This is a genomic window from Cupriavidus sp. CP313, from assembly GCF_054072015.1.
The window spans coordinates 19,027-45,113 of record NZ_JBSVZB010000049.1; the positions used below are offsets into that span (position 1 = coordinate 19,027).

Annotated in this window: 24 protein-coding genes and 5 pseudogenes; 9 read left to right on the top strand and 20 right to left on the bottom strand. The window is 63.2% G+C overall.

Annotation, left to right across the window (positions count from 1 at the left end):
* Positions 1-109: 109 nt before the first annotated feature.
* From ACW4E8_RS37915 to ACW4E8_RS37925, 3 genes are read right to left on the bottom strand one after another with little or no spacing between them, the layout of a single operon-like run.
* On the bottom strand, positions 110-1,240 hold the full coding sequence (locus ACW4E8_RS37915) for a hypothetical protein (RefSeq protein WP_456809170.1): 1,131 nt from the start codon (positions 1,238-1,240) through the stop codon (positions 110-112).
* A 20-nt stretch (positions 1,241-1,260) separates the two neighbouring features.
* Complete coding sequence (locus ACW4E8_RS37920; RefSeq protein ID WP_456809171.1) at positions 1,261-2,673, bottom strand: DUF2252 domain-containing protein; 1,413 nt, start codon at positions 2,671-2,673, stop codon at positions 1,261-1,263.
* Positions 2,674-2,703: 30 nt separating this feature from the next.
* Positions 2,704-2,934, bottom strand: coding sequence for a hypothetical protein (locus tag ACW4E8_RS37925; protein ID WP_456809172.1), 231 nt, complete (start codon positions 2,932-2,934; stop codon positions 2,704-2,706).
* Between the two features lie 583 nt (positions 2,935-3,517).
* On the opposite strand from ACW4E8_RS37925, the gene ACW4E8_RS37930 reads away from it, so the two are divergent.
* Both ACW4E8_RS37930 and ACW4E8_RS37935 read left to right on the top strand, forming a co-directional pair.
* Entirely contained in the window at positions 3,518-3,901 is a 384-nt protein-coding gene (locus ACW4E8_RS37930; protein ID WP_456809173.1) for a hypothetical protein, read from the top strand.
* A 9-nt stretch (positions 3,902-3,910) separates the two neighbouring features.
* Positions 3,911-4,135: a hypothetical protein gene (locus ACW4E8_RS37935; protein WP_022539972.1), complete on the top strand. Its 225-nt coding sequence runs from the start codon at positions 3,911-3,913 to the stop codon at positions 4,133-4,135.
* 95 nt (positions 4,136-4,230) lie between these two features.
* On the opposite strand, the gene ACW4E8_RS37940 is transcribed toward ACW4E8_RS37935, so the two are convergent.
* The 4 genes and pseudogenes from ACW4E8_RS37940 to ACW4E8_RS37955 all read right to left on the bottom strand — a co-directional run.
* Positions 4,231-5,712, bottom strand: coding sequence for an alpha-amylase family glycosyl hydrolase (locus ACW4E8_RS37940; protein WP_456809188.1), 1,482 nt, complete (start codon positions 5,710-5,712; stop codon positions 4,231-4,233).
* 5 nt (positions 5,713-5,717) lie between these two features.
* Positions 5,718-6,617, bottom strand: a complete 900-nt coding sequence (locus ACW4E8_RS37945) for an SDR family oxidoreductase (protein ID WP_456809174.1) — start codon at positions 6,615-6,617, stop codon at positions 5,718-5,720.
* Between the two features lie 70 nt (positions 6,618-6,687).
* The gene (locus ACW4E8_RS37950) at positions 6,688-9,489 is read right to left on the bottom strand and encodes an MGH1-like glycoside hydrolase domain-containing protein (protein ID WP_456809175.1); all 2,802 of its coding nucleotides are present in this window, start codon (positions 9,487-9,489) and stop codon (positions 6,688-6,690) included.
* Positions 9,490-9,904: 415 nt separating this feature from the next.
* A pseudogene (locus tag ACW4E8_RS37955) lies at positions 9,905-9,976 on the bottom strand (two pore domain potassium channel family protein); the annotation flags it as partial.
* Positions 9,977-10,314: 338 nt separating this feature from the next.
* Between ACW4E8_RS37955 and ACW4E8_RS37960 the strand changes: the two are divergent.
* On the top strand, positions 10,315-11,199 hold the full coding sequence (locus ACW4E8_RS37960; RefSeq protein ID WP_456809176.1) for a patatin-like phospholipase family protein: 885 nt from the start codon (positions 10,315-10,317) through the stop codon (positions 11,197-11,199).
* The gene (locus ACW4E8_RS37965; protein ID WP_456809177.1) at positions 11,145-11,468 is read left to right on the top strand and encodes a hypothetical protein; all 324 of its coding nucleotides are present in this window, start codon (positions 11,145-11,147) and stop codon (positions 11,466-11,468) included. The genes ACW4E8_RS37960 and ACW4E8_RS37965 overlap by 55 nt, the downstream gene beginning before the upstream one ends.
* Before the next feature lie 886 nt (positions 11,469-12,354).
* Here ACW4E8_RS37965 and ACW4E8_RS37970 read toward each other — a convergent pair.
* The 5 genes from ACW4E8_RS37970 to ACW4E8_RS37990 all read right to left on the bottom strand — a co-directional run bounded on the left by ACW4E8_RS37970 (position 12,355) and on the right by ACW4E8_RS37990 (position 15,386).
* Positions 12,355-12,618: a hypothetical protein gene (locus ACW4E8_RS37970; RefSeq protein WP_456809178.1), complete on the bottom strand. Its 264-nt coding sequence runs from the start codon at positions 12,616-12,618 to the stop codon at positions 12,355-12,357.
* Positions 12,619-12,800: 182 nt separating this feature from the next.
* Positions 12,801-13,067, bottom strand: coding sequence for an H-NS histone family protein (locus ACW4E8_RS37975; RefSeq protein ID WP_456809189.1), 267 nt, complete (start codon positions 13,065-13,067; stop codon positions 12,801-12,803).
* Between the two features lie 73 nt (positions 13,068-13,140).
* Positions 13,141-13,845, bottom strand: coding sequence for a dienelactone hydrolase family protein (locus ACW4E8_RS37980; RefSeq protein WP_456809179.1), 705 nt, complete (start codon positions 13,843-13,845; stop codon positions 13,141-13,143).
* A 103-nt stretch (positions 13,846-13,948) separates the two neighbouring features.
* Entirely contained in the window at positions 13,949-14,218 is a 270-nt protein-coding gene (locus ACW4E8_RS37985) for an H-NS histone family protein (protein ID WP_456809180.1), read from the bottom strand.
* On the bottom strand, positions 14,202-15,386 hold the full coding sequence (locus tag ACW4E8_RS37990; protein ID WP_456809181.1) for a DNA-binding protein: 1,185 nt from the start codon (positions 15,384-15,386) through the stop codon (positions 14,202-14,204). The genes ACW4E8_RS37985 and ACW4E8_RS37990 overlap by 17 nt, the downstream gene beginning before the upstream one ends.
* Positions 15,387-16,100: 714 nt before the next feature.
* Here ACW4E8_RS37990 and ACW4E8_RS37995 point away from each other — a divergent pair.
* Positions 16,101-16,361: a hypothetical protein gene (locus tag ACW4E8_RS37995; RefSeq protein ID WP_456809182.1), complete on the top strand. Its 261-nt coding sequence runs from the start codon at positions 16,101-16,103 to the stop codon at positions 16,359-16,361.
* Here the strand turns inward: ACW4E8_RS37995 and ACW4E8_RS38000 are convergent.
* From ACW4E8_RS38000 to ACW4E8_RS38020, 5 genes and pseudogenes are all read right to left on the bottom strand, one after another.
* Positions 16,320-16,553, bottom strand: a pseudogene (locus tag ACW4E8_RS38000) (PDDEXK nuclease domain-containing protein); the annotation flags it as partial. The gene ACW4E8_RS37995 and the pseudogene ACW4E8_RS38000 sit on opposite strands and share 42 nt — an antisense overlap.
* Positions 16,519-16,680, bottom strand: a complete 162-nt coding sequence (locus ACW4E8_RS38005) for a hypothetical protein (RefSeq protein ID WP_456809190.1) — start codon at positions 16,678-16,680, stop codon at positions 16,519-16,521. The pseudogene ACW4E8_RS38000 and the gene ACW4E8_RS38005, both read right to left, overlap by 35 nt.
* Positions 16,609-16,795: pseudogene (locus ACW4E8_RS38010) on the bottom strand (hypothetical protein); the annotation flags it as partial. The pseudogene ACW4E8_RS38010 and the gene ACW4E8_RS38005, both read right to left, overlap by 72 nt.
* Before the next feature lie 83 nt (positions 16,796-16,878).
* A pseudogene (locus ACW4E8_RS38015) lies at positions 16,879-18,060 on the bottom strand (tyrosine-type recombinase/integrase).
* A gap of 292 nt (positions 18,061-18,352) precedes the next feature.
* Complete coding sequence (locus tag ACW4E8_RS38020; RefSeq protein ID WP_010812830.1) at positions 18,353-18,556, bottom strand: cold-shock protein; 204 nt, start codon at positions 18,554-18,556, stop codon at positions 18,353-18,355.
* 325 nt (positions 18,557-18,881) lie between these two features.
* On the opposite strand from ACW4E8_RS38020, the gene ACW4E8_RS38025 reads away from it, so the two are divergent.
* Positions 18,882-19,109 (top strand): hypothetical protein, encoded by a 228-nt coding sequence (locus tag ACW4E8_RS38025; protein ID WP_018308943.1) that lies wholly within the window; start codon positions 18,882-18,884, stop codon positions 19,107-19,109.
* Between the two features lie 82 nt (positions 19,110-19,191).
* On the opposite strand, the gene ACW4E8_RS38030 is transcribed toward ACW4E8_RS38025, so the two are convergent.
* On the bottom strand, positions 19,192-21,429 hold the full coding sequence (locus ACW4E8_RS38030; protein ID WP_456809183.1) for an NADP-dependent isocitrate dehydrogenase: 2,238 nt from the start codon (positions 21,427-21,429) through the stop codon (positions 19,192-19,194).
* 340 nt (positions 21,430-21,769) lie between these two features.
* On the opposite strand from ACW4E8_RS38030, the gene ACW4E8_RS38035 reads away from it, so the two are divergent.
* Positions 21,770-23,131 carry an esterase-like activity of phytase family protein gene (locus ACW4E8_RS38035; RefSeq protein WP_456809184.1) on the top strand — a complete coding sequence of 454 codons (1,362 nt, stop codon included), beginning with the start codon at positions 21,770-21,772 and terminating at the stop codon, positions 23,129-23,131.
* Positions 23,132-23,200: 69 nt separating this feature from the next.
* On the opposite strand, the gene ACW4E8_RS38040 is transcribed toward ACW4E8_RS38035, so the two are convergent.
* Positions 23,201-24,742, bottom strand: a complete 1,542-nt coding sequence (locus tag ACW4E8_RS38040) for a methyl-accepting chemotaxis protein (RefSeq protein WP_456809185.1) — start codon at positions 24,740-24,742, stop codon at positions 23,201-23,203.
* 280 nt (positions 24,743-25,022) lie between these two features.
* Between ACW4E8_RS38040 and ACW4E8_RS38045 the strand changes: the two genes are divergently transcribed.
* Positions 25,023-25,451 (top strand): phasin family protein, encoded by a 429-nt coding sequence (locus tag ACW4E8_RS38045; protein WP_456809186.1) that lies wholly within the window; start codon positions 25,023-25,025, stop codon positions 25,449-25,451.
* A gap of 12 nt (positions 25,452-25,463) precedes the next feature.
* On the opposite strand, the gene ACW4E8_RS38050 is transcribed toward ACW4E8_RS38045, so the two are convergent.
* Entirely contained in the window at positions 25,464-25,769 is a 306-nt protein-coding gene (locus tag ACW4E8_RS38050; protein ID WP_456809187.1) for a DUF1272 domain-containing protein, read from the bottom strand.
* Positions 25,770-25,840: 71 nt separating this feature from the next.
* On the opposite strand from ACW4E8_RS38050, the pseudogene ACW4E8_RS38055 reads away from it, so the two are divergent.
* Positions 25,841-25,945, top strand: a pseudogene (locus ACW4E8_RS38055) (SulP family inorganic anion transporter); the annotation flags it as partial.
* Positions 25,946-26,087 lie beyond the last annotated feature (142 nt).

Below are 26,087 nucleotides of genomic sequence, written 5' to 3' on the forward strand. Positions count from 1 at the left end.
CCGGGCGCGCTGGAGCGCCACTGCCCCTGGTGTCCTGCATGAAATCGCCATACTTCTTGCGTCACCGCCGACCACTGAGGTACACGTAAAATCGGCACCGTATGCGCTCCTACTGTGCCGGGATTGTGATTAACGGCAGCCTCTCGTTGCCGCCAGTTTCGACCAGCGTGAAGAAAAACATGACCGCCGTGAGGGCGCGTTTTGTTTGCAAGTCGCCGTGGTTGACCCAAAACCAATAGTCGCGGTAGTGCACGGCGGCAAACGTGTCAGGCGGCCTGTCCTTGCCGCTGTGAATCCGAACCCTATCCTCCCGGCTCTCCGTGGACGCGTGCTCGAACGCGGGCACCGCGCTGTGTTCCTTCAAGTGCGCTTCCGGTACGTCCAGGTAACTCGAAAAGGAGATCATGACTTGTAGCATCGAGCGGCTGTTCACTGACAGTTCGTTGGCCGCTCCGCGCGCCGGGGAATAGGTGAGCGTGAGCCTTTGCGCGTCGGCAGGGAGCTTGAGCAACCGCCGGATTTCAGCCGTCTTTTCCAAGATGTCAGGCGGCACGTCGTCACGCCGGAAGAACAGCACAGCGGTCGAGCCTTTGGTCTTGTCCTCCTCCACCCGCATCCCGACCGCACCTGCGGCCTGCACTTCGCGCATCAACGCGAGCGCGCGCCGGAACTCAGGATCCGCCTCCCTCAGCGCGCCGCCAGCCATCGAGCGATTACGCACGCCATTGAGCGACTCGACGGTCAGACTCAGGATGAAGTCCGCCGCATAACCTCCCTGGAGCATGAAGAAAATGTTCTTTGGGTCAATTGGCGTAATGAGTCCACGCAAGAACTTCTCCCCGGTCGCCGGCGTGTAGGTGATGGTGGGCCGGTCAGTGTAGATGCCCTGTACCCCCGACGAGAAGAAGTTGCCCTGGACCGCCCGCTCCGACGAAAGCGTGCCGCCGACGGTCACGCCGGTTTGCAGCGAGTAGCCGCTAACGACGGACGCGACTTCCACGAAGACCGGCAAATCCATGTAGCGCAGCTTGACAATGTTCAAGAGCATTTGCTGCTTCCACGAATCGGCGACCGCCGTGCTGTAATCGAAACGATCCATGGGAATGGTTTTGGGGCCGATAGACCCGCAACCGGTGAACAGCGCCACCGCCCCAATGCACAACCCTAGCCTCATTGCAGCAAGAGTCAGGGAGTCAGGCGGCGCGGCGGCCGGAGGATCTTCTTTGGGTGCGGCTTTCATGGCGGCTTGCGTTCTGATCTCTACTCCTCCTCGACGAGAGCCGCGACCCGTCCTGTGCGTACCGCCTTCACCAAGGCCGCGTGGTCATGCTCCGTCTGATCCGCATAGGCAAGAGCGAACGCGCCCATTGCCTGGTCAAACGTGTCGCCCTTGCCCAGATAGCCACTGATGGTCGTGGCATCCCCGGACTTGGCGTGGGCACGTGCAAGCGTCCAGCCGCAGACCTCGGCATAGCGGTTGAACTGCACGGGAGCCATGCCTTCGACGGGAAAAGACATCTTCATGTCGCGCAACTGGCGCAAAAAATAGTCATTGCCTTGTCGCCCCCGCGCCCATCCCAGAAAGATGTCGCTGGAGGACTGCATCAGCCGTTGCCCCATGACGACGCGCTGCCCCTGTAGGTCATAGCGGCTCTTGCCCGCGTAGGGCTCAAGAACAGACCGGCAGGCTTCCTTGATCTGGAGGAGCAGGGGATGCCCTTCTTCGTCGGAAAACAGTCCCATGAAGCAGCGCGTTCCCACACTGCCAATACCCACCACTTTCAGGGCGAAGTCTTCCAGGCGGTAGCGATCCAGCAGGACGCGCCGCTCGTCGGAAAGCGTCTGCCGGTAGTCGATCAGCCCCTCACGAAACCCTTCCTCGATGTCAGCGTCAGTGACGTGATAGACAAGGGGTGGTTGGTCGACAAGGCGGAGTCGCCCACCCGCTTCCTCGGCAATCTTGGGAAAGAGGTGTTCGACGACACGCTGGCGGGCTTTCGCAGCCATTTGCTCCCGGAACTTCCTCGCCTTTTCATCGGGCGCCATCGCAATGAGGGTTTCCGAGTCCAGGCGCGCGTACCAGACCTCCAGAGGGTCCATCCGGGAATACTCCCGCAGACGCTCCCGATACGCACGCACGCACTCCAGGGCGGCTTTCCGGGCATCCGCATCTGACAACTTGTTGTCGCGTGCGGCGACCGCAAAACTGGCTGCCAGCCGTTTGAGATCCCATTCCCAGGGGGCGGGCAGGGTTTCGTCAAAGTCATTCAGATCAAAGACTAGATTGCGCTCCGGCGTGGCAAACAAACCAAAATTCAGCAGGTGACAGTCCCCGCAGGCTTGCACCCGAATTCCTGTGCTTGGGGTGGTGGCGAGATCGTGCGCCATGAGTGCGGCGGAGCCGCGCAGGAACGTGAAAGGGCTACGGAGCATGCGGCCGTAGCGGATTGGTACCAGTTCCGGCAGTCGGTCCTGACTCGATGCTTCGAGAAGCTCTATGGGGTCCCGGCCATGGGCTGGCGGTGTCCAGTCCGCGTGACTGACGCGCGAAACACTATCGCGCAAAGCCTTACCGGCGGCTAGACGCTCTGCGCGTGTGCGAAATACCGGGGCCTCCTCCTCTACCTCGGCGACTGCCGCCTTGGCTTTTCCCCGCGACTTCTTTGCGTTCACCTTGACTCCCCCTTCTCTTCAAAGCCTACGTTACTGGCGCACCTTCTCGATGGCTTTGTTCCGCTCTGCCTTGGCGTCTACGATGAGTGCGGGTGGGGGAGCGGCCGGAGCGGAGGCGCCTGTCGGCGATTGCGGTTCAGCGCCCTGGACACCCTGTAAGGCAAAGGCCAGCATGAACAGGAGTCCAGCAAGGATATCGAACAGCCGGGACGCGTTCATGACGAAAAACTCCGCGCGCATGGCGGCAACGCCCAGCCACACGGTGGGCGCCGCCAGCCTTCCGTGAAGGTCGTTGCGCGCCCGTCAGCCCTTCCGCGCCTGACCATCGATACCTTGAGTCTAGAACATGACAACCACCGGTCTTGCGCTAGTTGCTGGATCACGGGGGATTAGCCGCTAACAGCCATCAAGGCGTCGGTCCTTTGCATGGCGCGATCTGAAAGTTGATGCACAGAAGCGCCTTGGATTCAGAGGTTCGCGACGCCGTGGGGGCCACGCTATCATAGCGTCCGCCGCGCATCCACCGCGCCAGGCTCCCACACTGCGAGCTGCCGCACCAAGGCTCAATCGGTCTCGGCCGGCGAGCGAAAAGTATTACGCACGGCGCTTCTCCGGCATCGGGAAGCCGCGTACCGTCGCCGTCATATCAATGGTTCGGGGCCGCGTGTTTACCTTGCGATTTATTAACTCAACGCCTGCCTGGCTCCTATAGTTAAACGTCGAGGCAAATCAATCCCATGGCCTAGGATTCGGTGCGACCTCAATGAGATTGCTTCGTCTCGGTGTGCCAGGGCCATCATACGGACATGACGCGCTCGCCGCCTTAAACGCCGAGGAGAACGCGATGTTGATGAAACTGAAACTGCGCGCGGCGATGGCCGTGGGATGCGTGACGCTGGCGATGGTATCGGGCACTCTCCGCGCGGAAGAAATCCCCCTGATCACCGGCAAGCAGTGGACCGAGTCATCGGAACAGACGAAAAAGGCCTACCTCGTCGGCATCGCCAATCTCGCCCAGGTTGATATCGCCTTTCATGCAGGCAAACCACCAGCCGATTCGCAAAGCGTCATTCCGCGTCTTGCGAGGGGGCTGAAGGGCCAGACGCTCGACACGGTGCGCGAAGGACTCGACCGCTGGTACGCCGCGCATTCGGATCGGCTGCAGCGGCCGGTCATCGAAACGATATGGTTCGAAATGGTCGTGCCCGGACTGCAGAGCAACAAGTAGGGGACACACATGAAAGGACTCGAAGGGATTGGCATGGCGCTCGTCCTCGCCGGCGTTGTCGGCTGCACCAACATGACGCCGCAACAACAAGGGACGGTGACCGGCGCGGGCGTGGGTGCGTTAGCCGGTGCAGGCATTGCCGCCATCGCGGGAGGAAGCGGGTGGACCGGCGCCGCAGTAGGTGCCGTCGCGGGAGGCGTGGCCGGCAACATCAAGGGAGGAAAGCAGCAGTGAGTCGTTTCCGGCCCCTCGCAGCTTGGCGGGGGCGACCGCGCCGGAGCGCGCCCTGCGAGACTGGTTGATGCAGTCCCCGCGGCCAAACTCCCCCGTCAGTCAATCCATTGCACATCAAAGACATGGTAGCCCCAGGGCGGCATGTCCAGGAAAAGACCACGGTCGCGCAGGTCGTCTGCCGGTCGATCATAGACAGCGGGGCTGAGCCGGTCCTGGAGTCGTACGGTCCCCTGCCCCAGTTCCGTGAAGGGAGTTCGCATGAAGCATTGGCTTTGCTGCGGCGAGTAGTTAACGGCCACGAACATACACTCGTGCGGAGCCCGGATCCAACGGAACGCGATGAAGTTGTCCGACGTGGTGTTGTCGGCCCAGACCGGAACGCATTCCAGTAAAGACCAATTTCCATCGCGAACCAGCGGTTGCCGCAACACGGCAAGCAGCCGGTCATAGAACTGCGCGAGCGCTCCGTCCACCGCTTCTTCCGGGGCGCGGACCAGATGCGGCGAGATACGTGTGCGCCGGCCCGCGAACTGTCCCTGGTGGAAGAATCGAAAGCCTGGCGAGAGGAAGGTCAGTACCGCGGCAGCCGAATGGACTTCGGGTGCAAAAGTTGATGCCGCGCGCGGCTCGTCGTGATTCTCCAGAAATCGCGCCAGCTTGTCCTGATACTCCATCTCCGCGCACAGGTGCTCGCGCACGGGCCGGGCGCGCTGTTCGCGCAGGCGGTCGTACAAGCGCTTGTCATAGGCGTAGTCGAAGCCCTGCTGCTGCAGCGTCCATTCCATATCCCAGTAAACCTCGGCCATGAACAGGAAGTCGGGATGCTGGCGCCGCACCGACTCGGTCGCCTTCGGCCAGAACAGGTCGGGCCGGATACCCCAGGTGCGCTCGAACACTTCGGGCAGTACGAGCATGGCCATGTCGCAGCGCACGCCGTCGCACTGGCCGCCAATGCGCTCCAGTTCGCCAATCATCGCTTGCTGCAATTGCGGATTGCCGTAGTTGAGTTGCAGCGTGTCGGGCCAGCCGTCGAAGTAGGGGTCCCTGCCGTAGGCAAGCAGCAGCGGTCCGTTCTTCGTTGCCACGCGGCAATAGTTGCGGGGCGAACGCTCCAGATCTTCCTCGCTGCCATGGACAAAATAGTCCGGGTGCTCGTCGGCCCATGGGTGATCCGGGGCCATGTGGTTCGGCACGAAATCGAGCATCAGGCGTAGCCCGCGCTGTCGCGCGCGCGTGCGCAGGCGCGCCAGCGCTTCGTCGCCGCCGAGGTCGCGGTGCACGGTGTAACGCGTGATCGCAAAGCCGGATCCAGCGATGTCCTCCTCCCGCAGGTCGGGCAGCGTTTGCTCGAACTCATGCCGCCACGCCGCGCTGCTGCGCGAGATGCGCTGCGCCGCAGGTCCGGTCTGCCAAACGCTCAGCAACCAGAGCCAGTCGAAACCCATCTCCACCAGACGGTCCAGTTCGGCGCCGGTGATGTCATCCAGCGTGGCCGCACGGCCGAGCGACAGCGACAACTCGGTCAGCCGGACCCGGGTGTTGAGCTGGTACAGCGCCGGATAGCGAGGCGTCGGCACGGCCGTCAACCCCCGGTTTCGAACCCAGGGTACAGCGTCATCCCGCCATCGATGAAAAGTGTCGTGCCGACAATGTAGTCGGTGAAGTCCGACGCCAACCAGACCGCGGCATGACCGATCTCCTCGATCTCGCCGATACGTTTGTAGGGCACGAGCTTCATCAGTTCGGCATAGGCCTCGGGCGTAGACCATGCCGCCGTGTTGATCGGCGTCCGGATTGCGCCCGGCGCTATGGAATTGACGCGGATGCGCTTCTCGGCAACCTCCTGAGCCAGGCTCTTCATCAGAAGCATCAGGCCGCCCTTGGAGGCTGCGTAGTTGACATGGCCGGCCCACGGGATGATCTCGTGCACCGAACTGGTAAAGATGATCTTGCCGGCCGCCACTGAAATGCCCGGGCGCACGCCGCGGCGGAGGAACTCGCGCACCGCCTCGCGTGCGCACAGGAATGCGCCGCGCAGATTGACGCTCATCACCGCGTCCCATTGCGCCACCGTCATCTCGTGGAACGGCGCGTTGCGCTCCATGCCGGCATTGCTGACGAGGATGTCGACAGTGCCGAACTCTTGCACTGCCGTGGCGAACATAGCTTGTACTTGCGCCTCATCCGCTACATCGGCCAGTGCGGTGATCGCGCGCTGCCCGCCGCCGCGAATCTCTTCGGCCACCGCCTCGGCGTCCGCGGGGTTAGCCACGTAGTTGACTACCACGTTGGCGCCAGCTCTGCCGAGCGCGACCGCGATGGCGCGGCCGATGCCGGAATTGGCGCCGGTCACCAGCGCGGTCTGGCCTTTCAGCAAGCCCAGCGGCTTCAGCTCCGGGATCGCCGGATGGGGCAGGTTTCTGCTGGCGTAGTAACTTTCCATGGTGTGCTCCTTCGTTCCCTGGCCCGGCAGGCGGGGCATCGCGCGGGCTCCGCGGGTTTCGTCGCTTCCCGGCCGCGATGGCCTTGGTCGCCTTGGTGGCTTGCGTGGCCTACGTAGCCTTCTCGGGACTGACAGGTTTGCCGGGGATGGCAGACCCCGGGGCCCTATGCGGGGCTCTCAGCGCGCGCAAGGCCGCCACCTCCGCGCCCGGCATGAGCAGCATGTCCTTCGACAGCACGGAATTCGCCTGGATGATGCGCGCGACGCAACCGGTCCAGCCGGTCTGGTGGCTCGCGCCGATCCCGGCACCGGTGTCGCCGTGGAAATATTCATGAAACAGCACCAGGTCGCGCCAGTGTGGGTCGTCGCGGAACTTGCTCGCCGCGCCATACACCGGTCGGCGGCCGTCGCCGTCGCGCAGGAAGATCCGGCTCAGGCGTTCGCCTAATTCCTTGGCCACTTCGAGCAACGTCATCATCTGCCCCGAGCCGGTTGGGCACTCAACCCTGAAATCCTCGCCGAAATAGGCGTACAGGCGTATCAGCGCGGTGTAGAGCAGGAAGTTGATCGGCATCCACACCGGCCCGCGCCAGTTGGAATTGCCACCGAACATGCCAGTGTCGGAATCGCCCGGCACATAGGCCACGCGATGCTCCTGGCCCGCGTGGTGAAAGACGTAGGGGTGTTCGAGGTGGAAGCGCGACAGCGCGCGAATGCCATGCGGGCCGAAGAACTCGCCCTCGTCCAGCATGCGCGCCAGGATGCGGCGCAGCTTCTGCTCGCCAACGATCGCCAGCATGCGGCGATTGGCTACGCCGGGCTGTTGGGGCAGATGCATGTTGGCGGCGAGCTCGGGGTGGCGTCTCAGAAACAGCCCTGCACGCTCACGGAACTTCGGCATCTTCGCGAGGATGTCCTCTTCGAACACGGCCACGGCGGCCAGTGGCAGCAGCCCGACGATGGAGCGCACCTTGAGGCGCGTGGCGCCGCCGTCCGGGAAACGCAACACATCGTAGAAGAAGCCATCCTCCTCGTCCCACATTTCGTCGTTCTGCTCACCAACGCGGTCCAGCGCGCCGGCAATGAGCACCGTGTGCTGGAAGAATTTCTCGACGAACTCCTCGTAGAGCGGCTCCTGCAACGCGAGCTCGACCGCGATGCGCAGCATTTGCTCGCTGAAGAACACCATCCACGCGGTCCCGTCGGCCTGATCCAGGTATCCGCCAGTGGGCAGTGGCGATGAGCGGTCGAACACGCCGATATTGTCGAGCCCGAGAAAACCGCCCTCGAAGACATTGGCACCGGCGCGGTCCTTGCGATTGACCCACCACGTGAAATTGACCAGCAGTTTGGAGAAGGCGTACTTGAGGAACTCGACGTCGCCCCTGCCACCGTGACGCTCCTTGTCGAACAAGTAGAGCTGCATCGTCGCCCACGCATGCACGGGCGGGTTGACATCGCCGAAGTTCCACTCGTAAGCAGGGAGCTGGCCGTTCGGATGCAGGTAGTCGTTGCGCAGCATCAGGTCGAGCTGTTGCTTGGCGAAGTCGGGATCGACCATGCCCAGCGGAATCATGTGGAACGCCAGGTCCCACGCGGCGTACCAGGGATACTCCCATTTGTCCGGCATCGAGATGATGTCGTCGTTGAACATGTGCGCCCATTCGCTGTTGCGCACTCGCTTGCGTTGCAGTTGCGGCAAGCGGGCACCCGCGCCGTGCTCGTCGAGCCAGAGGCCAAGGTCATAGTAAAAGTACTGCTTCGTCCACAACATGCCGGCAAGCGCCTGGCGCATGACGCTCACACGGTCCGGGTCGTCGCGAATCACAACGGGTGTGATCGACGCGTAGAAGGCATCGGCTTCCTCCAGCCTTGCGGCGAACACCGCGTCGAAATCATCAAAGGGCGCGGTGGCCGCGGCCGGCGCCCGGGTCGTCAACCGCAAGCGGACGACCTGCGACTCGCCGCCTCCGACGTTGAGTTGATAGTGGAGTGCCCCCTTGGTTCCGTGCTGCGCCGGATTCACCGCCGCGGCTTCGCCATGCACGATGAAGTTGTCGATGCCGTCCTTCGTGTAGGGCGACGCGTTGTCCGTGCCGAACAGCCGGGCGTTGTTGGTCTCATTCTCGGTGAAGAGCAGCGGCACGTCGGCGTCGCAGTAGAGGTAATACTCGCCCAGCGATTCCTGAAACAACGGGTCGCTGTGACGGGCGCGGACCGCCGCTTGCCCGGAGGAATCGACGCGCTCGAGGATCGGCTTCGAACCGCCGCCCCGCTGCGACCACGTGTTGCGGAACCACAGGGTCGGCAACAGGTGCAGCGGCGCCGCGTCCGGGCCGCGGTTGAAGACGCTGATTCGCACCAGCACGTCTTCAGGCGCCGCCTTAGCGTATTCGACAAAGACGTCAAAATACCGGTTGTCGTCGAACACGCCGGTGTCCAGCAATTCGTACTCGGCCTCGTGCTTGCTGCGGCTGCGGTTGGTCTGGACGAGGTCGTTGTATGGATAGGCGGCCTGCGGATACTTGTACAGATACTTCATGTACGAGTGCGTCGGCGTGGAATCGAGATAAAAGTAGTATTCTTTCACGTCCTCGCCATGATTGCCCTCGCTGTTGGCCAGGCCGAAGGCGCGCTCCTTCAGGATCGGATCGCGCCCATTCCACAGGGCCAGCGCGAAGCACAATACCTGGTGGTCGTCGCTGATACCGCCGAGGCCGTCCTCGCCCCACCGGTAGGCGCGCGAGCGGGCCTGGTCATGGGTGAAGTAGTTCCAGGCGTCGCCGTTGTCGCTGTAGTCCTCGCGCACCGTCCCCCATTGCCGCTCGCTGAGGTAGGGCCCCCATTTTTTCCAGGCCGCGCGGCCCGCCTGCGCTTCGTCGAGCCGGTCCTTCTCTGCTTCATTGCTCATGGCGCGCTCTCCTTCTGGCCGGCGAAGCCGGGCGTCTGGATCGGAATGGGGAAAGGCGTGAGCACGATACACGTGCAATCCAGTCAGGCATCAAGCCGGCTTCCGCGAAACCTGCGTTAGATGCCTGCCTGGTGCGCGCCCAGCGCGCCGCGACCTTGCAAGACGAGAGCCTGGACGAACTTGCCGCCATCCGCGATTGCATTCGACATCTTCGCGCGGCCTGGCGTGGCCATGATGGTCCCCGGGGAATGGGGTACGTACGCACGTAAAAGAGCTTAGGCGCCGGAATCAGCTTTGTAAAAGGCTTTGGGTGGCCACCTGCTGAAAACTCAAGGGAACCACAAAGGCTCTCTGGCCCCGGCTTCTGCCTTCCTGACCTACGGCCGTTCGCCCTGCGGCAGCCTGGCCATGTTGTGATCATATCCATCACCGCTGCGGTCATCACCGAGGTCGAGACGCCGAACATCAGGATCCCATTGGCCGCTTCGCTGGTGGGCCGCCCCGCAGGCCCGATGCACGAACTGCCGGAACTGGCGGAAAAGGAAGGCGCGATTCCGCTGATCGAGACCGGGGGAAAGCCGGGGGCAGCCCGATAGAGTGCGGATAAGAACATACGGATCCGATATCCGAGGGACGCCAACGAGGTTTGGCTTCCTCCAATTCCGAATCGCATCGGATTCTCCTTGCGGTAGCGCCCGCCATTTGGCTTATGCATTAGCAGCCACACCGGATTTCCGACTATTCTAATTGGCGGTAGCAACCGATTTCCAGGTTCGCACACTCGCTCGTGACAGCGAGGCATGCATGGGCCGATCCGGAGTATCCATGACACGAATGCAGATGCCTGCATTGCTGATACTTGCGTTGTTGCTCCTGCTGGGCGGCTGCGCCAGCCGGCCTGTCAACCCGCCGATCACCCACGCTGACCCCAATGCCGGCCATCGGCTTTTTACGCGCCCACAGTACGCAACGGACAACGAGAACCTGGTGATTCTGCCCTTCTCGGGCGGCGGAACACGCGCTGCCGCATTCTCGTACGGCGTCCTTGAGTTCCTGCGTAATACCGAAGTCGTCGGACCGACAGGCAAGAGGTCTCGCCTGCTCGACCACGTCGGCGTCATCACCGGCGTGTCGGGCGGAAGCTTTACGGCGCTCGCCTATGGCCTATATGGCGAAAAGCTGTTCGACGATTACGAACAACGCTTCCTCAAGCGCGACGTGCAAGGCACGATTACATGGCGCACGCTCAATCCGGCCTACTGGCCATCCCTTTGGTCGAGCGGCTGGGGCCGCTCGGAGCTGGCGGCAGACCTGTACGACGAGATCTTGTTCCATGGCGCGACGTTCGGCGACCTCAATCGTGGAAAGGGTCCGTTCATCATTGCGTCGGCCACGGACATCTCCACTGGGGCTCGCCTGCCCTTTACACAGGCCACCTTCGACGTGCTCTGCTCGGATCTGAATGCGATTCGGCTTTCCCGTGCCGCTGCCGCGTCGTCGGCAGTACCAGTGGTGCTCACGCCTATTACACTGAACAACTACGGCGGCACCTGCGGCTACGAGCCACCCGCATGGATCAAGCCTTTTGTCGATGCCAGCGACCCGCTCCGTCCGGCCGCGCGCGCGACTCGTCATCTGAAGGAGGAGGCCAATCCATGCGCCAAGTCCGAAAGTCCTCCGCATTTGCCGCGAACAAGGATGCCGCAGTAGCGACCGCGTTACGCACGCCAGACGCGACAATCTATGCCATCGACGTGTCGTTCGCCCAGTTGACGGACAAGGCGAAACTGGCCTACCTGAACGAACTGCCTACGTCGTTCTCCATCCCGCCCGAAGCCGTCGATCGGCTGCGCGCCGCCGCTGGGAAGATCATCATGGCATCGCCCGATTTCCAACGGCTGCTGCAGGACGTCGGCGCCAGAATCGTAGCTGACCCAACGCGGGCGGAGAAGGCGCCAGCAATACCGGAAGGGAAGTAGCGAACTTTGGAATTAGCCCCGCATTTGCTGTCTGGGCCGTTGGACACGTTGCTGCCTCGATTGGCCGATCGCCGGTGAAGGCAGATCGCTCTATTCAAGCTTAAAAGGAGGGCATGAGAATGACGCGTCAATCCTTGTACATACTCGCGCTGACTGTTGGGTTACTCGCCGATGCGAACGCAAGGTGCGTTAGAAGAGGAAGTTCCAACCTCTTCTAAAAAATGCCCCGCCGGCTCCCAGCCGGCGGGGTAAGGATGCACCGCGCTCCGGGGAGGATTACTACGCCGTGCACCCATCTAGGCTAAGAGTGCACGGTCACCAACTATTCGGTGCTATGTGGGATACCGCACAGAATTCCGCGGACTGGCGTCGTTGGCATGGTAGGCGGACGGCGATTTCCCTAAGAAGAGCTCTTGCTCCGGCCCAGGCTGCTCCTGCTACCCGCTCATAGTTGACGGACAAAGCGGAACTGGCCTACCTGAACAAACTGCCCACGTCGTTCTCCCTTCCGGCCGAGGCCATCGATCGGCTGCGCGCCGGCTCCCGCGCTGGCGTTCACGCGCTATATTTCAAAGCATTCTCGAGGATCCGGTTCGGCCTAGATGAAAAGACGACCAACGCACCGCCTTGAATGACCGCTCACGGACGCTCACCGGACCTTCCGGTAGGCAAAGCCAGGATCCCCGCTCATCAGCCATTGCAGCCGTTCAACCTCGCCAGAACGAACGTCGGAGAAGGGTCGACTAGAGACGACCGTCGACTGCCCGCGGGGTCCATCGTCACAACCCAATAATTTCGTGATTGTGAAACTATTCATTGGGGATCCGGGGCTGAACACCTGTGCGTCGGCGGCCCGGAGGTGAGGTGCAGGCGGCGCCGACAATTGCTACTTCTGCTTGGCTATCCGCCGCTCGGCCTTACCGGCGCGCTCCCACACCAGAGGCCGTTTGCGGACGTCGTCCAGCTTGTCCTGCGCCGTGCGCGTGCACGTGGCGTTGCCGACATAGGCGCCTTCGGAGTATTCCAGGCCAGCTAGGTAGCAAAAGGCCAGAGGATTGCGTGGTGCTGCGCTGGCGTTTGATGGCTTGGCCGGGGCAGCAAGCAGTGTCACGGGGACGACAAGTCCCAAGGCAAAAATGCAGCGCTTCATGTTCGATGTTGTCGATCGTTGTAGGCGCCGCATTATAGGGAGAAGTTTGGCTCTGACAAGCACGACGCTAGACCGAACTTAGCAGTCCTGCTGGATCTGGCATCCCCCACCCGGCCAGCAGTTGGCGTTCGAACGCCCCCTCGGATTCGGCCCGCTGCAAGGCTGCAACCTTTCGGTCAGTTCTATCCGACCCGAAAAAACTCCACGCTCTGCCCCGCATTGACCGCCCGCCGCAGCCAGTCAGGCATCTCTCCGGTCCCGTCCCAGCTCATTCCCTGGTCGTTCCGGTAGCAGACCACCGGCGGGGGCGCGGGTGGCGGCGGTGGTGGTGGAGGGGGCGGCGGATCGAAGCACCCCGCCGCTTCCAACTCCTCCATGGTCAGCCTGTACTCCGCCATCCGGGCCTGGATCCAGTGGATCGCCTCCGCCCGCTCATTTTTCACTGTCATCGTTGCCATCGCTGCCGTCATCCGGGTTCAGGGCGGCATGGCCGCAGACGGGATGCTTCCCGGCTGGCGATGATCAGCGCCAGAGGTGGCGCGCGAAGAACGTCAGCGTGCGGTCCCAGGCGACCTGCGCCCAAGCAGCGTCGTACTGGGTACCGGCGATGCGGCCGTCGCCGATGGCTTCCTCGTTGGCAAAGGCATGGTGCGCGAGGTAACGGTGGAACGTCGCGTCGACGCCTGCGGCGCGCAGCTTCTCCTCGAGCTTGTCGAAGGCCTCGGCCGCAAAGAACGCGTCCTGCGTAGCCGAGTGAACAAGCACCGGCACCTTGATATTGGCAGGGTCGATGGCTTCCAGCGGCGGCATGCCGTAGAACGGCACACCTGCCTTCAGCTCGGGGATGGCGTTCAGCGACAGCAGCGTCAGCGCACCCCCCATGCAGAAGCCGGTGATACCGATGCGGCTGCTCAGGGTGCCGAGGTACTGCACGGCGCCACGGATGTCCTGCGCCACGGCGTCGCCGAAGTTCAGCTTGGACATCAGGTGGTGGGCCTCTTCCTGCTCGGCCGTGCTGGCGCCGCGGTAGAGGTCAGGCACCAGCGCGTAGTAACCGGCACGCCCAAGGCGGTCGGCCACGCCGCGAATCTGGTTGTTCAGCCCCCACCACTCCTGGACAACGATGATGGCCGGGGCGCCGTCGGTGAGATCCGGCCTGGCAAGGTAGCCGTTGACCGACTGGCCGTCGGGACGGATGAACGAGACGGTCTGACCGATGTGTCGCATGATTGGCTGCTCCTGTCGTTTGCTGTGGACCAGATGGGCCGGATGATAGCGCAAGGGAGGTGCTCCGGAATGCGCGGGCAGCGGCAAGCGGCGAACCCGGTGACTATCCGACCCGGAAAAACTCCACGCTCTGCCCCGCATTGACCGCCCGCCGTAGCCAGTCCGGCATCTCGCCCTGCCCGTCCCAGCTCTGCCCCGCGGCGTTGCGGTAGCAGACCACGGGCGGTGGCGCTGGTGCGGGTGGCGGCGGTGGCGGAGGGGGCGGCGGATCGAAGCACCCCGCCGCTTCCAGCTCCTCCATGGTCAGTCCGTAGTCGGCCATCTCATTCTGGATCCAGCGGATCGCCGCCGCCCGCTCAGTTTTTGCTGTCATCGTTGTCGTCACTGCTGGCGCTGCCGTCATCCGGGTTGGAGGCGGCCCTCGGCGCGCCCTGCTTGTCTTCCTGCTGTTCGTCCAGCTTTTCGCCTGGCGCCGCCTTGTCGGTTGGCGCCGGGCCGCCGGCCTTGCGCCGCCGCCCGCCACCACTCTCCCCCCGCCCGGGTGGCGCCACCCGCAATTCTGCCAGCAGCTGGCGCGACAGCGCCGCTTCGGCCTCGGCCCGTTCGGCCCGGCGCTGCGCCGCGCCCAACTCCGCCTGCACCGCGTCCAGGTCGTGCGCCGATTTGCGCTGTACCTGCTCGGCGCTCGCGAGCCGATCAGCGAGCGCCGCGCCCTGCGCCTCGAGCCGGGCGCGGACTTCGGCCTGCGCCACGGCCGCGTCGCGCGCCTCGCTGCGCGCCGCCACCAGTTCGCCGCGCAACGCTTCGGCCGTGCGATCGCTCTTCTGGCGCGCGGTGCGCTCCGCGTCCAGTTCGCGCAGGCTCCGTCGCTCACTGGCCTCGGCCCGTTCCTGGGCGAGCGTCACCTGCTCGCGGGCCCGCTCGAGCTCGGTCGAGAATTGGGTGCGCAGGTCCGCCAGTTGCCGCCCGGCGGCGTCCAGTTCCGCCCGCCCCGCTTCCAGCCGCGCCTGGGTCGCCGCGTGGACCTGCCGCTCGGCGGCCAGGTCCGCCTGTACGGCGTCGTGCGCCTCGCGCGCCTCGGCCAGCTGCGCCGAGATCGCCACGACATCCTCGCGCGCGGCCGCGGTCTCGGCCAGTGCCGCGTCGCGCTCGGCCTCGGCGACGCTGGCCGCATGGCGGGCCTCGGCGCGCAGCGTGGCCAGCTCGCCGGTGGCGGCCTCGTTGGCCGCCTGCCAGATGGTCTGGACCGCCCCGGCCGCGATTTCCTTCAACGCATCCGGCAAGTCGGGATGGTCGATGGTGACGCGCGTGCGCCCGCGCAGTTCCTGCCAGAACGCCTGCAACACCTCGGCGGGCGTGCCCATGCTGCCCTTGCGCACCAGGCTGTAGAGCTTGTTGGCGGTGGGCGTGACGCCGTAGCGGAAGAACAGCAGGCCGCAAACCTCGCGGTAGAGCGCGCGGGTCTCGGGAAAGCGCGTGCGCAACTCGGCCAGTTCGGCCTGCAGCGCGGCGTCGGTCAGATCCAGGTCGGCAGCGGGCATGGGGGAAAAAACTGAAAAGTGATGTTCAATATTACAACGTAATACGGTCTATATCCGATTTTCATGGCAATACTTTAGACATAACTTCGCTTATTTCTATTAATCTTATGTTTCTGATATTGTATAATTCCGAGCTCTCGAGCAATTCAAAACCCAGTTTTTTGTCGACGATGTCTTGATGGTCTGTGCCGCCAAAAATCCGGTGGGTTTCGCTAAGTTAGCGATGATTTTTTTGTCTTTGGCGCATGAATTCGCAAATATCTGATCTTCGACGGACTCGGCCTTTTCATCCCTATGGCGCTGGACTAGAAGCGTCGGTCAACACGGTATACGCATACAATACCTATACCTTCTTCAAGGGCATCAATGATCCATCAGACAACGAATAACCTTAAAAAATGGAAATACATGAGTAAGCAACGACCAACGCTAATGCTGCAGTCCACGGTAGAAGCAATATATCAGTGACAAAGGGCAGCGTACCCACCGCACTTGGATTTTCAGGAGCTGAGTACCGTGTAGGCTTCAATAGTTTTCAATCCACGCATGTGCGCGACCTACACTATTCCTGCGGACGGAGGTTGGCCGGCCAGATCAACACCTGGGATGAAAGCGCCGCCCGGTCCGCGCGTCTTCCTCGATATACATCGAACATTCGTTTGGCAGGCTGTTGAAATTGACCCTTGAGCAAACGAGGATCTGGCGCAATGTGTTATGGACATCGTGTCCATAGAATGGGCGGTGCTGTGGCTCCGTACCGCCGCGGCCGGAAGGTTCTCCGGCGGGAATGATTCGCGAAGTGCAGTCACTTGCCGCGAGACGAAGACTAGCGAATGTTATCCGCCGGAGTGGACCACCAAGCTGCTGCCAGCAATCTACGGTTCATCCGAATACGCCCGCCTCTGGTCGGTGCTTCCCCTGTTCATCGTCGCGCTATTCGATCTGCAACCGGGCACGCGCGGCCGCTTGCTGTAGCCGCTCGGCCAACAACTCGCGTGGCGGCAAGGTGGTCAAGTACTCGGCTACATGGATGCCCGACCTGTTCAGCTCGATCAACTCAATCTGCTCGGATTTCTTGCCAGTGCAGAGGATGATGCCCAGCGGCGAGGCCTCCTGCGGTTCCCGCTCATTCCTATCGAGCCAGCGCAGGTATAGCTCCAAATTGTTGTATCAGAGATACGACAATCTGCTCGTCCGGGAAGGTTGCGACAAACAGCACCATGCGGCGCAGGTTCTTCTCGGCGAAACTGTTGCCGTAGTCCATTACCAACTGCACTGCCAGCGCGGGCAGCACTTCCTCGCCGACCCTCCAAGGCCTGCGTATGGATGCGGTGGCCGACACGCCAGTAACGCATCGTCAGTTCGCCATTCACCGCCGAGGCGGCGCGCTGCCGTGCCGCCTCGATCATCGCCCGAATCTCGCCTAGCGGGGTCGACGGCGCTGCGGCCAGGGAAAAGGGTGCCTTGCGCCGGTTCACGTCGTCGCTCCTTCCTACTGCCGCGCCCCAGTGAGCATCTTGCGCCGGCTCGCCACCAGTTCAGCAGCCTCGCGGACAGGATTGTCTTCCGTGTGGACGTAACGCATAAACATCGCCACGGTCTTGTGTGCTGTCAGCGCCATACCGACCTTGACCGGGATGCCGGAGTTGGCGATATCCGTGGCAGCGCGGTGGCGAATGCCGTGAGTGCCGACCTTTGGAACCCCGGCGCGATCGAGGATGCGCTGCCACGCGCCATAGTAGGATCCCCGACTGAGCGGCCTGCTGTGATCCAGGATTGCGGGGCAGACATATGGTGACTCGCCATAGCGAGGCGCGTTCGACAGAAGCCGATGGGCTTCCTCGCTCAAGGGCTTGGACATATCGCCCGTCTTGCTGTCCGGCCACACCACCCGGCCGTTGGGCAGATCGAGCCAATCTCACCGCAAAAGCAGGACCTCCGACATCCTCGCCGCGAACTCGAATTGCAGCCGGACAGCAAGCAGGTGGATCGGATGCTCCAGCCGCTCCACCTCGGCTTTGTCCAGGTAGGCGAACAGCTTGACCATCTGCTCATCGGTGATGAGGCGGGTCGAGCCCTTCTCCGGGTACTTGGGAACGTGACGGCAGGGGTTCGAGCCGTCGGGCCGGTAGCCCCACAGCTCAGCCAGATTGAACATCTTGCAGATGAAGGCCAGCGTCCGGTTGGCTAGGATGGGGGATTTTTCCATGCGCTTCGTCAGCGCGGTGATGTCCTGGCGTGTGACCTCATGGACCTTCTTGCTGCCGAAGGCCGGAATGACAAAGCGGTCGATCTGGCGCCGGTAGGCGTACTGCGTGCTCGGCTTGTTGTGGACCCTGGAGTGGTCCTCCATGAACCGGAAGCAAAGCTCCTTGACGGAAGGCGCCTTGCGGGCTTCCGCCTTGTCATGTCCAGGGTCGCCGCCGCGCCGGACTTCGGCCAGCCAATCCTGGGCCAGCGACCGCGCCTGTTCGACGGTCAACTCGCCGAACTGTCCGAGTGCCGACTTACGGCGCATGCCCGAGTTCGTGCGGTACTGAAGCATGAACACCTTGCGGCCGGTTGGTGTTACCTTACATATGAAGCCAGGAACTATCGTATCCCGGAGTTCGATGTCGTTGGTCTGCGCCTTTGCAGCGTCAACAACGCTCTTCGTCAGCTTGATCTTCGCCATGTGGTGCTCCTGAGAGGCCCCGATTCCAGGGGCCGGCCAGGAGCCAAGCGAAAGAGAACTGGGGCGATTTGCATCGCGCACCGCGATATGATCTAAGGCGTTGAATTTGCGGACAACCCGCTACAGCAAGCTGCATCCAAGCCGATAGGCCCGCCAGTGCGGAGCCTATGTTGTGACTTTATTTCACCGTTGCGGGGAATTGCGGCAACGGAAATAAAAAAGCTCCGCGTTGGCGGAGCTTTTTTCATTGGACTGGCGCCTCGGCGCTCAGCTCAACTCAGGTCGGTGCGATTCAGATCGGCTCGATCTTGGTCGCGGCCGGGCCCTTTTGGCCGACGCCAGCGACGTAACGCACCTTCTGGCCTTCTTGCAGCGACTTGAAGCCGTTGCCTTGGATTTCGGAGAAGTGCGCGAACAGGTCGTTGCCGCCTGCATCAGGCGTAATGAAGCCAAAACCCTTCGAATCGTTGAACCACTTGACGGTACCGGTTTCCATGTTGGATTCCTCAATAAGTTTTTTCTCACCGGCAAAAGCGCCGGCAAGGCATGACGATCAAGGAAGACACAAGGAGAAAAAGTGGCGCCGTGTGGGCAAGCACCTGGACTTCTAGGTTGCTGCTTGAAAGATCCTGCACTCATCCTTATACAGGTCCCACTCAGGCATGTCAATGAACTTCACCGGATCGGGCACAAATCACGTGGAAAGTGCGGGTTGAGGGTCTCGCCGGGCGAAAACCCCGTGTGCGCCGCATGCACCTGTCCACTTCCGGCCCCGAAGGCGCCGGCATGCTACAGTGGCCGATCGAACGGAACAGACACGGATGACACTCTGCACTGCCTGCCAGGCCATTGAACGCCACGTGCGCGGCGCCCCCGGGCACGCGGCACTGCGCATCACCGATACCCGACGCATCAAGCCCGCCGGTTCCGCCGCCATCACCATCAGCAGCTTCGTCTGCCAGGACTGCGGCGCGCTCTGGACGTACCGGGACCAGAAGAGCGGTCCGGAACAGGGGTGGGACATCCATATGGAAGCGCAGCAGCCATAACGCCTTCTGCGGCGCAAAGAAAAACCCCGGGCCAAGGCCCGGGGTTGCGACACCTGCCGGCCCGCCAGGCGGGCCAGTCCGGTCAGGCCGTCACGGTCGACAGCGCGGCGTTCAGCGTCTGGCTCGGGCGCATTGCGGCGCTGAGCTTGTCGGCTTCCGGCATGTAGTAGCCGCCGATATCCACCGGCTGGCCCTGCACAGCGCCCAGTTCGCCAACGATCTTCTGCTCGTTGTCGGTCAGCGTCTTGGCCAGCGGCGCGAACTTCGCGGCCAGTTCCGCGTCGTCGGACTGGGCGGCGAGTTCCTGCGCCCAGTACATCGCCAGGTAGAACTGGCTGCCGCGGTTGTCCAGCTGGCCGGTCTTGGGCGACGGGCTCTGGTTGTTGTCCAGCAGCTTGCCGGTGGCCGCGTCCAGCGTCTTGGCCAGGATCTTGGCGCGCGCATTGTTGGTCTTGATGCCGACGTCTTCCAGCGACACCGCCAGTGCCAGGAACTCGCCCAGCGAATCCCAGCGCAGGTGGTTCTCTTCCACCAGCTGCTTGACGTGCTTCGGCGCCGAACCGCCGGCGCCGGTCTCATACATGCCGCCACCCGCCATCAGCGGCACGATCGACAGCATCTTGGCGCTGGTGCCCAGTTCCATGATCGGGAACAGGTCGGTCAGGTAGTCGCGCAGGATGTTGCCGGTCACCGAGATGGTGTCCAGGCCGCGGATCACGCGTTCCAGCGTGTAGCGCATGGCGCGCACCTGCGACATGATCTGGATGTCCAGGCCGTTGGTGTCGTAGTCCTTCAGGTAGGCCTCGACCTTCTTGATCAGCTCGGCTTCGTGCGGACGGTACGGGTCCAGCCAGAACACGGCCGGCATGCCCGAGTTGCGCGCGCGCGTGACGGCCAGCTTGACCCAGTCGCGGATCGGCGCGTCCTTGACCTGGCACATGCGCCAGATGTCGCCCTGCTCGACGTCCTGCGTCAGCAGCACTTCACCGGTGGCCAGGTCGACGATGTTGGCCACGCCGTCTTCGGCGATCTCGAAGGTCTTGTCGTGCGAGCCGTATTCTTCGGCCTTTTGCGCCATCAGGCCCACGTTGGGCACGGTGCCCATGGTGGTCGGGTCGAAGTTGCCGTTGGTCTTGCAGAAGTTGATGATCTCCTGGTAGATGCGGGCGAACGTGCTTTCCGGAATCACGGCCTTGGTGTCCTTCGGACGGCCGTCGGCACCCCACATCTTGCCGCCGATGCGGATCATGGCCGGCATCGACGCATCGACGATCACGTCGTTGGGCGCGTGCAGGTTGGAGATACCCTTGGCCGAATCCACCATCGCCAGTTCCGGGCGATGCTCGTGGCAGGCGTGCAGGTCGCGGATGATCTCTTCACGCTTGGAGCTGGGCAGCGCCTCGATCTTCTCGTACAGGTTGACCAGGCCGTTGTTGACGTTCACGCCCAGTTCATCGAACAGCGCGCCGTGCTTGGCAAAGGCTTCCTTGTAGAAAATCTTGACGGCGTGGCCGAACACGATCGGGTGCGACACCTTCATCATGGTGGCCTTGACGTGCAGCGACAGCATCACGCCGGTCTTGCGCGCGTCTTCGAACTGCTCTTCATAGAAGTCGCACAGCGCCTTCTTGCTCATGAACATGCTGTCGATGATCTCGCCATCCAGCAGCGAGACCTTGGGCTTGAGCACGATGGTCTTGCCGCTCTTGGTGACCAGTTCCATCTTGACGTCACGCGCCTTGTCCAGGGTCATGGACTTTTCGCCGTGGTAGAAGTCGCCATGCTTCATGTGCGCCACGTGCGTGCGCGAAGCCATGCTCCACTCGCCCATGCTGTGCGGGTGCTTGCGCGCGAAGTTCTTGACCGCTGCCGGTGCGCGGCGGTCGGAGTTGCCTTCGCGCAGGACCGGGTTCACGGCGCTGCCCAGGCACTTGGAGTAGCGCTTCTGGATGGCCTTTTCTTCGTCGGTCTTCGGGTCTTCCGGATAGTCCGGCACCTTGTAGCCCTTGCCCTGCAGTTCACGGATGGCGCTCACCAGCTGGTGCACCGAGGCGCTGATGTTCGGCAGCTTGATGATGTTGGTGTCCGGCAGCTGCGTCAGCTTGCCCAGCTCGGCCAGGTTGTCCGGCACGCGCTGTGCTTCGGTCAGGAATTCGGGGAATTCGCCCAGGATGCGGCCCGCCACCGAGATGTCGCTGGTGGTCACGTCGATGCCGGCCGGCTTGGTGAAGGTCTGGACGATCGGGAGGAACGCACTGGTCGCCAGCAGCGGAGCTTCGTCGGTCAGCGTGTAGATGATGGTGGGTTGCTGGTTACTCATTGCTTCTCTCAGATCCTCGAACGGGTGGTGGGACATCCGCCTGCTGGGTCACAGCGCGGCAGCATACTAGGCGAAAAATAGAATTTTGCCTCAGTTTGCTTTCAGGGGCCTGAAAACCCACTGCTTTTTGCGCGGCTATCGGCAGAAATCCGGGCGCCAGTCCCGCGTTTCGCCGCCTACGCAGCACGACCGTTCGCAGATTGCACCGACACAGTGCCCGCATCGTAGTTACGCTGCAGCGCAGCATGACCAGGTTCGTGCGGCCCGCGGATCACAGTTCTGTCAAACTTGACGCCGACAATGCAGGGTTTTGTCCTCTTCAACGCCAAGGAAAACCACAATGTCTCGTCATTTGCTGCTGGCCCCGGCGGCCATCGCACTGGGCTGCCTGGGCGCGGCGCAGGCGTGGGCGCAGGCCCCTGCTGCCTACCCCGCCACGCTGGCCGGCCACGCGGTGCTGCCGGCCCAGACCCTGCTTGCCGTGCCGAAGGACGCGCCCGCAGACCTGCAGGTCAGCGGCAAGTTCACCACCGCCCAGCGCGTGGAGACGCCGGGCACGGTCGAAGGCAAGTCCAATGGCCGCCCCACCGGCGTGTCGCTGCCGTTCCGCGGCCAGCCGGCACAGGGGCATTCCGGCATCAAGCGCATGGCCGACGGCAGTTTCTGGGTGCTGACCGACAACGGCGCCGGCGCCAAGGCCAACTCGCCGGACTTCATGCTGTACCTGAACCACTACAAGGTGGACTTTGCCAGCGGCCGCCTGCAACGCCTGAAGACCATCTTCTTGCACGACCCGGACAAGAAGGTGCCGTTCCGCATCGTCAATGAGGGCACCAGGCAGCGTTACCTGACGGGATCGGATTTCGATACGGAAAGCTTCCAGTTCGCCGGCGGCGCGCTGTGGATCGGCGACGAATTCGGCCCGTTCCTGATCAAGGCGGACATGGACGGCAAGGTGCTGGCCGTGTTCGACACCATGGTCGACGGCAAGGTGGTGCGCTCGCCCGACCATCCCGCCATCACCGCGCCTGGCGCACCGGACGGCAGCGTGAAGTTCCAGGTGCGGCGCTCCAAGGGCTTCGAGGGCATGGCGTCGTCGCCCGATGGCAGCAAGCTGTACGCGCTGCTGGAAGGCGCGCTGTGGGACGAGGCCGCCAAGGGCTACGAGAACGAAGGCGGCAAGCCCTACCTGCGCGTGCTGGAGTTTGATGTCAGGCAGCAGGCCTGGACCGGCCGCCACTGGAAATACGTGCCGGAAGGCGCCAGCCATGCCATCGGCGACTTCAACATGATCGATGCCACCACCGGCCTTATCATCGAGCGCGACAATGGCGAAGGCACGCCGGACAAGGCCTGCCCGGCCGAGCAGAAGCGCCCGGACTGCTTTGACGACGTGGCGAAGTTCAAGCGCGTGTACAAGGTCGAACTGAGCGATGCCAACGCCGGTGGGCCGCTGCGCAAGATCGGCTATATCGACCTGCTGCGCATTGCCGATCCGGGCAAGCTTGCGCGCAAGCCGTTGACGGATGGCGTGCTGGCGTTCCCGTTCTTCACCATCGAGAACGTCGACGTGGTCGACGCCACGCATATCGTGGTGGGCAACGACAACAACCTGCCCTTCAGCAGCAGCCGCGAGCCGAACCAGGCGGACGACAATGAGCTGGTGTTGCTGGAGGTGGGGGAGTTCTTGAAGGCGCGGTGAGCGTCCGCTGTGATGGAGGTGCTCCCCTCTCCCGCTTGCGGGAGAGGGGAGAAAACAAGCAGGGTACGCTTACACCGCCAGCCTGAACGTCGACACCGCCTCTTTCAGCCGCTGCGCCTGCTCCTCCAGCGAGCCCGCTGCAGCAGCGGCCTCTTCCACCAGTGCCGCGTTCTGCTGCGTCACGGTATCCATCTGCGTCACCGCCTGGTTGACCTGCTCGATGCCGGCGCTCTGCTCGGCCGAGGCCGCGCTGATCTCGCCCATGATGTCGGTCACGCGCTTGACCGCGGCAACGATCTCCACCATGGTCTGGCCGGCCTGCGTCACTTGCATGGACCCCTTCTCGACGCGATCGACCGAATCGCCGATCAGCGCCTTGATCTCCTTGGCGGCGGAAGCGCTGCGCTGCGCCAGCGTGCGCACCTCGCCCGCGACCACGGCGAAGCCGCGGCCCTGCTCGCCGGCACGCGCCGCTTCCACCGCGGCATTGAGCGCCAGGATATTGGTCTGGAAAGCGATGCCTTCAATCACGGCGATGATGTCGACCACCTTCCTCGACGCGCCGTTGATCTCTTCCATGGTCTCGGCAACCTTGCCCGCCGCGTCGCCGCCCTTCTCGGCGATGTCCGAGGCATTGACCGCCAGCGTACTGGCCTGGCGCGCGTTGTCGGCGTTCTGGCGCACGATGCTGGTCAGCTCTTCCATGCTGGCCGCGGTCTGCTGCAGCGACGAGGCCTGTTCTTCCGTGCGTTGCGACAGGTCGGTGTTGCCGGCCGCGATCTGGCTGGTGCCGGACACGATCGACTCCGTGCCCGCGCGCACCTGGCGCACGATGCGCAGGATATTGGCGTTCATGTCCGCCAGCGCCTGCAGCAGCTGTCCGGTTTCATCGCGGCTGTCGACGTCGATGCGGCTGGTCAGGTCGCCCGACGCCACGGTGCGCGCCACCGCCACGGCGCGATGCAGCGGCCGCGTGATGCCCGCCGTCAGCCATACCGAGAACGCGATGCCGATCGCCAGCACCACCACGCCCAGCCCGATCAGGCTGTTGCGGGCGTTGACGTAGATGCCGTTGATCTCGCGCGCAGTGGCGTCGATGCTGGCGCGCTGGATGTCGAGCAGCTTCTGGATCTCGCCCAGGTAGGCGTCGCCGGCGGGAACGAACTCTTTCTCCAGCACCTGGTTGGCCTCTTCAGTCAGCCCCTCTTGCTTGAGCCTGGTGATCTTGTCGCGGCCGTTGTTGTACGGGTCGCGCACGCTCAGGATCTTCTGGAATGCGGCCATTTCCTCGGCCGAGCTGAGCATCGGCTGGATCTTGTCACGCAGCGCGGCGATGCCTTCGATCGACGCCTTGGTCTCGGCCGCGAAGAATGCGCCGAGCGACGGGTCGGCACTGCGCGCCACCGCCGTGGTGCGGCGCACGCTGGTGTGCATGAGGCGGTACCAGTCGCTGACCAGCCGCTCCTTGGTCAGCGGCTGCTGCATCATTGCGTGCGTGCGCTCAGCCACCTGCTGCAGGCGCATCATGCCGAATACCGTCATGAGCGCAGAAAGCAGCAATACCACCCCAAAGCCGATGCCGAGGCGGACCCCGATGCCTAGATTCTTCATGTCTTCTACCTGATTAGCACTGGTTACGGCAAAGATCCGGTCCGCGCCTGGGAGCGGCGCGGCGTTCTTCGCTCTCATCGTCCGCGGACGGGCCCGGTCGGGCCGACGCACTTGCGGGCTATGGATGCCAACGGCATGGGGTCCGGAAACTTTAGGGTCTTCCTCGATTGACGGCCAGAAGTGTGCGGATACCGGCTATAGTGGACAGGAACCCGGCCGAAGGGCACGCTCCATCCCCGCCGCCGGCCACCCTGCCAGTCCTTCCAGAAGGAGACCCAGCATGGCCACGCCTCCCAATCCCTTTGCAGACTTCACCAAGATGATGGAACAGTTCCGCCTGCCGGGCGTGGACATGAGCGCGGTAATTGAAGCGCGCCGCAAGGACATCGAGGCCCTGACCGAGGCCAACAAGCTGGCCTATGAGGGTATCCAGGCCGTAGTGCAGAAGCAGCAGGAGATCTTCGCCCAGACCATGCAGCAGTTGCAGGCGGCCGCTCAGCAGTACAGCACCGCTGGCAACCCCGCCGAGGCCATGGCCAAGCACAGTGAATTCGTGCAGCAGCAGCTGCACCAGGCATTGGAGAACATGCGCGCGCTGGCCGAAACCGCGCAGAAGGCGCAGGCCGAAGCGCTTGCGGTGATCAGCAAGCGCGCCGAGCAGAATGTGAAGGAGGCTGGCGAGCTGCTCCAGCCGAAATCCAAAGGCTAGCGCAGACCACTGCTAGCGCTGCTCGGGCGGGACCGGGGCGATCGCCCCGGCAAAGCGGGCATGCGCCTCGAGGTCCACCGGCCGGTGCTTCACCTTGGTACTGGCCGGGTCGTTGCCGAGGTAGTTGCCGTTCTTCCAGTCGCGTGCCGGGCGCACCGGCCGCGGCACGAAGCCGCCCCCGCAGTTCGGGCAGACATTGCTGAGCGTATCCACGCAGTCTGCGCAGAAGGTGCATTCGTACGAGCAGATGCGGGCTTCGGTGGATGCGGGTGGCAGGGCCTTGTTGCAATGCTCGCAGCCCGGTCTGAGTTCCAGCATATCGCTTGCTTCCTGTGTGGGTGAACGATTGGGGGTCAACGCTATCGTAGCCGCATTTCCGGTGACGGGGATCCGGCGTTTTCTGCGTGCTCGCGGGCAAGTTCCGGCTGGGCTTCCTGGCCGACTTCCTGTCCCTGCCGATCCTTGCCGGCCTGCTCAACGGCGTGGCCTTGACATCCTCCCCCACCTCTCGCTAACGCTCACCGGCCTTGAGGCCGGAAAGGAGGGGGGGATTCCTTCTATGAGCAGTACTATGTCAAGGCCTTTGTGAACTCACTGGCTCTCCCTGGACGTGGCCAATACCTACGTGCAGGAGGG